This is a genomic window from Streptomyces sp. 15-116A (assembly GCF_025290915.1).
Lineage (GTDB): Bacteria > Actinomycetota > Actinomycetes > Streptomycetales > Streptomycetaceae > Streptomyces.
Genome location: NZ_JAOCQE010000376.1, coordinates 1 through 5,069, shown reverse-complemented (window position 1 = coordinate 5,069; position 5,069 = coordinate 1). Strand labels below are relative to the sequence as shown.

The 5,069-nt window shown below is 72.2% G+C and carries 3 protein-coding genes and 2 pseudogenes; 3 read left to right on the top strand and 2 right to left on the bottom strand.

From position 1 onward, the window contains the following. Nucleotides 1-127: pseudogene (locus tag N4P33_RS32650) on the top strand (alpha/beta hydrolase); the annotation flags it as partial. 53 nt (nucleotides 128-180) lie between these two features. On the opposite strand, the pseudogene N4P33_RS32645 reads toward N4P33_RS32650, so the two are convergent. Together N4P33_RS32645 and N4P33_RS32640 are read right to left on the bottom strand one after the other, a co-directional pair. Further along, nucleotides 181-1,089 (bottom strand): annotated as a pseudogene (locus tag N4P33_RS32645) (ABC transporter permease); the annotation flags it as partial. Further along, nucleotides 1,074-2,621 (bottom strand): ABC transporter substrate-binding protein, encoded by a 1,548-nt coding sequence (locus N4P33_RS32640; RefSeq protein WP_260830554.1) that lies wholly within the window; start codon nucleotides 2,619-2,621, stop codon nucleotides 1,074-1,076. The pseudogene N4P33_RS32645 and the gene N4P33_RS32640, both read right to left, overlap by 16 nt. A 325-nt stretch (nucleotides 2,622-2,946) precedes the next feature. On the opposite strand from N4P33_RS32640, the gene N4P33_RS32635 reads away from it, so the two are divergent. Both N4P33_RS32635 and N4P33_RS32630 read left to right on the top strand, forming a co-directional pair. Next, on the top strand, nucleotides 2,947-3,939 hold the full coding sequence (locus tag N4P33_RS32635) for a TauD/TfdA family dioxygenase (RefSeq protein ID WP_260830553.1): 993 nt from the start codon (nucleotides 2,947-2,949) through the stop codon (nucleotides 3,937-3,939). Nucleotides 3,940-4,028: 89 nt separating this feature from the next. Then, nucleotides 4,029-5,060 carry an ornithine cyclodeaminase family protein gene (locus N4P33_RS32630; protein ID WP_260830552.1) on the top strand — a complete coding sequence of 344 codons (1,032 nt, stop codon included), beginning with the start codon at nucleotides 4,029-4,031 and terminating at the stop codon, nucleotides 5,058-5,060. Nucleotides 5,061-5,069 lie beyond the last annotated feature (9 nt).

Genomic DNA, 5,069 nt, shown 5'->3' with positions numbered 1-5,069 from the left:
CACGCTCACGCTCGTGTCACCCGCCCTGCCCGAGCTGCGGGTGCAGCGCACGGCCGTGCCGACGGCACTCCTGGCGATGCCGGGGGTGGCACCTCTGTTCACCCGGATCACCCGTGAGTGGTCGGCGAGCAGCAGCACACCGGTGATGACGGCTCCGGTGACGGCGACGACCCCGGCGATGACCGGGCTGTCGCGGTCGGTGACCGCTCCGGCGAGGACCGAGCCGATGCCGGGGTAGTTGAAGATGGTCTCCACCACGACCGCCCCGCCGAGCAGCATGCCGGTGGAGGTGGCGATGCCGGCCGCGATGGTGGGCAGGGCGCCGGGCAGCAGATGGTGGGTGAGGATCCGCCGGCGGGGCAGTCCGTCGAGCACGGCGGTCTCGATGTGCGGCGCCTTGGCCTCGTCGGCGAGCGCGGCCCGGACGATCCTGGTGTTCCAGCCGATCTGCGGGACGGCCAGGGCGAGGACGGGCAGCACGAGCATCGTCCAGGAGGCGGGGGAGCCGTCGGCGTCGGTGAGGGTGACGGCGGGCAGCCAGTCGGTCCACAGGGCGAAGACGAGGACGAGGGCGACCGCGACGACGAACTCGGGCAGCGCGAGGACGCCGGTGGCGCTCGCCGACACCGCCCGGTCCAGCGGGCCGCCCGGCCTGGCCGCCGCCCAGCAGCCGAGCGCGACCGAGACGACAAGGGTCACCAGCAGCGCGAGCCCGCCGAGCAGCAGCGTGTTGGGGAACGGGTGGGCGAGCAGGTCCGCGACGGCTTCGCCGCGTGCGGAGGTGCCGAGGTCGCCGGTGGGCAGGCCGGTCATCCAGTCCCAGAACCGCTCCGTCACCGGCCGGTCCAGGCCCATCAGACGCCGCCGCTCGGCGAGGTCGGCCGCGCTCTCCCCGCGTTCGGAGGTGGCGTCGGCGGCGTCGCCGGGAAGCAGCTCGACGGCGGCGAAGACGACGGCGAGCAGCACGGCCAGCAACAGCAGCCGCCGCGCGAGCACACCGGCCCCGTGCAGGGCCGCGCGCAGGACGGCCGGAACCGGCCGGGGCCGTGCGGCCGCGGCCGGTTCGTGTCCGGTCAGCGAGCCAGCCATGCCCGCTCGAGCTGGACGCGCCCGTAGCCGGGCAGGGTGGGCAGGTCGCGCACGGCGGCGCCCGCGAGGTCGATGCCGTCGGCCATGCCCCACAGCAGGTACCCGGACCTGTCGTACTCGATCTGCTGGAGGTCGTGCAGCACCTTGGCGCGGGCCGCCGGGTCCTTGGTCGCCATCGCCTTGCGGTAGGCCGCGTCGAACTCCTTGTCCTTCCAGCCGGCCTCGTTCTGCCCGGAGTCGGACACCATCGTCTTGCTGGCGAAGAACACCACCGAGTCGTTGGTGCCCCAGTACGTGGTGTACAGGTCGCCCTTGAGCCAGGTCTTGTCCCAGAACGTGGCCGACTCCTGCTTGACCACCTCCACCTTCACCCCGGCCTCGCGGACCTGGGAGGCGAACAGGGTGGCCGACTCGGCGAGGCCCGCGATGTCCTCGGTGGTGAACAGCTTGTACGTCTTCGACGTGTCGAAGCCGGCCTCCTTCAGCAGCTGCCTGGCCCTGGCCAGGTCGCGCTTGCGCTGGGGGATGTCCTCGGCGAAGACGGGGTCGCCGGTGCCGAGGATGTCGTTGGCGACGGTGCCGTATCCGGACAGCACCTGCTCGACCATGGCCTCGCGGTCGACGGCCAGGCGCAGCGCCTCCCGCACCTTCGCGTCGGCGAACGGTCCGTCGGCGGTGCGCATGACGATCGGCATCGCCATGTCGTCGGGACGGCGCACGATCTGGATGTCGTCGCGCTTCTCGGCCGTACGGGCCGCGACCGCACCGACGTTGGAGGCGACGTCGATCTGTCCGGCCAGCAGCGCGTTGGCCATGGCCTGTGGGCTCTCGAAGATCTTCACCTCGATGGCGTCGAGGTAGACGTCGCCGCCGTACCAGCCGTCGTTGCGGACCAGACGGGCGTTGCCGGAGCGGAACCACTCCAGCTTGAAGGGGCCGGTGCCGGGCGCCTTGCCGAGGTCGGAGTCCTTGGTGCCCTTCTTCAGGACGAACGTCGTCAGGCGGGTCAGCTGGGGCAGTTCGGCGTTGGCGTAGTCGGAGACCAGCACGACGGTGCCGTCGCCCTCGGCCTTGATGTTCTCGGCCTTGATGCCGGGCAGACGGGAGGCGCCCGCGGGGGTGTTGCGCAGCCGCTTCAGCGACCAGACGACGTCCTCGGCGGTGACCGGCGTGCCGTCGTGGAACGTGGCACCCTTTGCGAGAGTGAACCGCCAGGTCTTCAGGTCGTCCGACGCCTTCCAGCTCGCCGCGAGACGGGGAACGGTGTTCGGCTTGGTGCCGGGGACGGTGAGGGTGTCGTGGACCAGCGAGATGATCAGGTAGTCGCTCTCGTTGGCCTGGGTGCCGTGCGGGTCGCGGGTGATGGCCGAGGCGCGGCCCAGGGCCCCGACGCGCAGGGTGCCGCCGGGCCGGGGCTTCTCGCTCGCCCTCGCCGGCGACTTGGACGAGGTCTCGTCACCGTCGCCGCAGGCGCCCAGCAGCATCGCCGCGCCTATTCCGCCGCCGGCCCACAGCACTTGACGTCTGTTCATGTTCACGTCGTACGACCTCGTTCCACTCACTCGGGCAGGCTGCTTAGGTGTGCCTACCCTAATGATTCGCGGTGCGCAAGGCTTACCCGAAGGCTTGGCCGATCTCTGCCGGGGCGTCAGATCGGCGCACGGGAGCACGCGGCGGCGCATCTGAAGCGGGCGGCCCGAAACAGAAGCACAGCGGCCAAGTAAGGCTTGCCTCACCTAAGAGCGGTTGATAGCTTTCGCAGCGATCGCCGAGCCCCGCCACAGCAAACGCACAGGCCGGCGCTCCGAGCTCCACCGCACCCTCCCCCCACCCCCGCCCGAAAGGGATCTCTGCGCCATGCCCCCGGGAGCCTTACCCGTACGGCAGCTCGCCGCGCACGACGTCGACGAGCTGACCGAGACCGCCCACAAGATCCTTGCCGACTCGGGCAGTTCGGCCGCACGGCCGGAACTGCTCCGCCGGGTCGCCACGTCCGCCACCCGCCTTGGGGAAACGATTCACCGGGCGTGCCGCCCGGTCGACACCGACGACGGCCTGTACGTCCTGCGCGGCCTCCCCGTCGACGACGGCGACATCGGCCCCACCCCGAGCAGTTGGGCCACGGCAGGCGACAGCGCCGCCGCCTGGGACGTGATCCTCCTCCTGCTCGCCACGGCCATGGGCCACCCCATCGCCTGGGAAGGCCAGCAGGAGGGCCGCTTCGTGCACACCATCGTGCCCTCGCCCGGCCACGAGGACGAGCAGACCGGCGCGAGCAGCACCGTGCTGCTCAGCCCGCACACCGAGGACGCCTTCCACCCCGGCCGCGCCCATCTGCTGCTGCTCGCCTGCCTGCGCAACCACGACGCCGTCGCCACGACCGCCGCCAGCATCCGCAAGGTCCGCCTCTCCCCGGACGACGTCGCGCTGCTGTCCCGCCCGGTACTGCCGATCCTCCCCGACGACGCCTACACCGAGGCCCGCTCCTACACGGCGGCGCAGCCGCCGAAGGTCCCCGTCCTGTGGCAGACCGGGTCCGGCCCGACCCTGCGCTACGACCCCGCCTACACCCCGCTCGACGAGGCGCCCGCCGACTACCGCGCCGCCTACGACCGGCTGACCGCCGAACTGGAGCGCGTCTCGGTCGCCGTCGCCCTGGAGCCCGGCGACGTCCTGGTCGTCGACAACGACGTGGTCGTGCACGGCCGCGTGCCGTTCCGGGCCCGCTACGACGGCACCGACCGCTGGCTCAAGCGCGCCTCGGTGCGCGTCCCCGGCCGCCGCAGCCGCCCCCTCGCCGAGGCGGACGAACACGGCTACGGACAGACGGCGCTCGTCGCGCTCGTGTGAACCCGCGCCACCCTTCCTGATCAGAACCCCTGGCCCGAACGCTCCGAGCCGCACCCTGGCCCGAATCCCCCGGTACGAAGGGAACAGCCGTGACCGGCACCTCCGCACGCACGGACAGCACCCCGGCCGACATATCCGCCGACGACAGGACCCTGCGCATTCTGAGCACCAGCGACCTCGCCGGCATCGACATCTCCCTCGCCGACGTGGTCGACGTGGTCGAGCAGGCGTACCGCGCCCTCGCCGACGGCATGTCGGCCAACCCGCGCAAGCTCACCGTCAAGCCCGAGGACGGCCACTCCGTCTCCTACGCCATGCTCGGCCGTGACGGTGTCCGCGAGGTCGTCGCGATCAAGACGTCGTACAAGCACGGCCTGGACAAGTCCCGCGACCAGCAGCACTACTACACGACTCTCACCGTCTACGACGACACCACCGGCCTGCCCGTCGCGATGATGGACTGCGGCCGCATCGGCGCCCTGCGCACGCCCGCCGTCTCGGCGCTGCTCGCCCGCGAGTGCGCGGCCCCGGACAGCCGCAGCGCCCTCGTCATCGGCACCGGCACCCAGGGCCGCCTCGCGCTGCCCTTCCTGCTCACCACGCTGCCGGACCTGGACCGGCTCATGGTCCACGGCACCCACCCCGACGGCCTCGCCGCCGTCCGCGAGCGCCTGCACCACTACTTCCCGGACCGGGAGGCGGAGGTGGTCGACGACGTACGGGCCGCCGCGGGGGACGCCGACGTCGTGGTCGCCACCGCGGGCGGGCACACGCGGGCCGCCGTGGAGTCCGACGACCTGAAGCCGGGCGCCCTGTCCATCCTGGTGGGCCACGGCATCGCACCCTCCACACTCCAGCGGGCGGACCGGGTCATCGCGACCAGCGAGGCGCAGATGAGGGTCACCGGCACGGACATGGCCGACGCGGACGGCACCTTCCCCGCCGTGGACGCCGAGTTCCCCGAGGTCGTGGCGGGCCGCGCACGCGGCCGGGTGACGCCGGACGAGCGGATCTTCGCGTACAACAGCGGGCTCGTCGTCACCGACATCGCGCTCGGCCACCGTTTCGCGCAGCTGGCCATCGAGCAGGGGCTGGGGACGCGGGTGTCGCTGTGGCGGTGACCGACCCGG

Excerpts from the sequence above, each read along its gene's own strand:
- N4P33_RS32635 (WP_260830553.1), top strand. The coding sequence starts at position 2,947 with ATGCCCCCGGGAGCCTTACCCGTACGGCAGCTCGCCGCGCACGACGTC.
- N4P33_RS32640 (WP_260830554.1), bottom strand. The coding sequence starts at position 2,621 with ATGAACAGACGTCAAGTGCTGTGGGCCGGCGGCGGAATAGGCGCGGCG.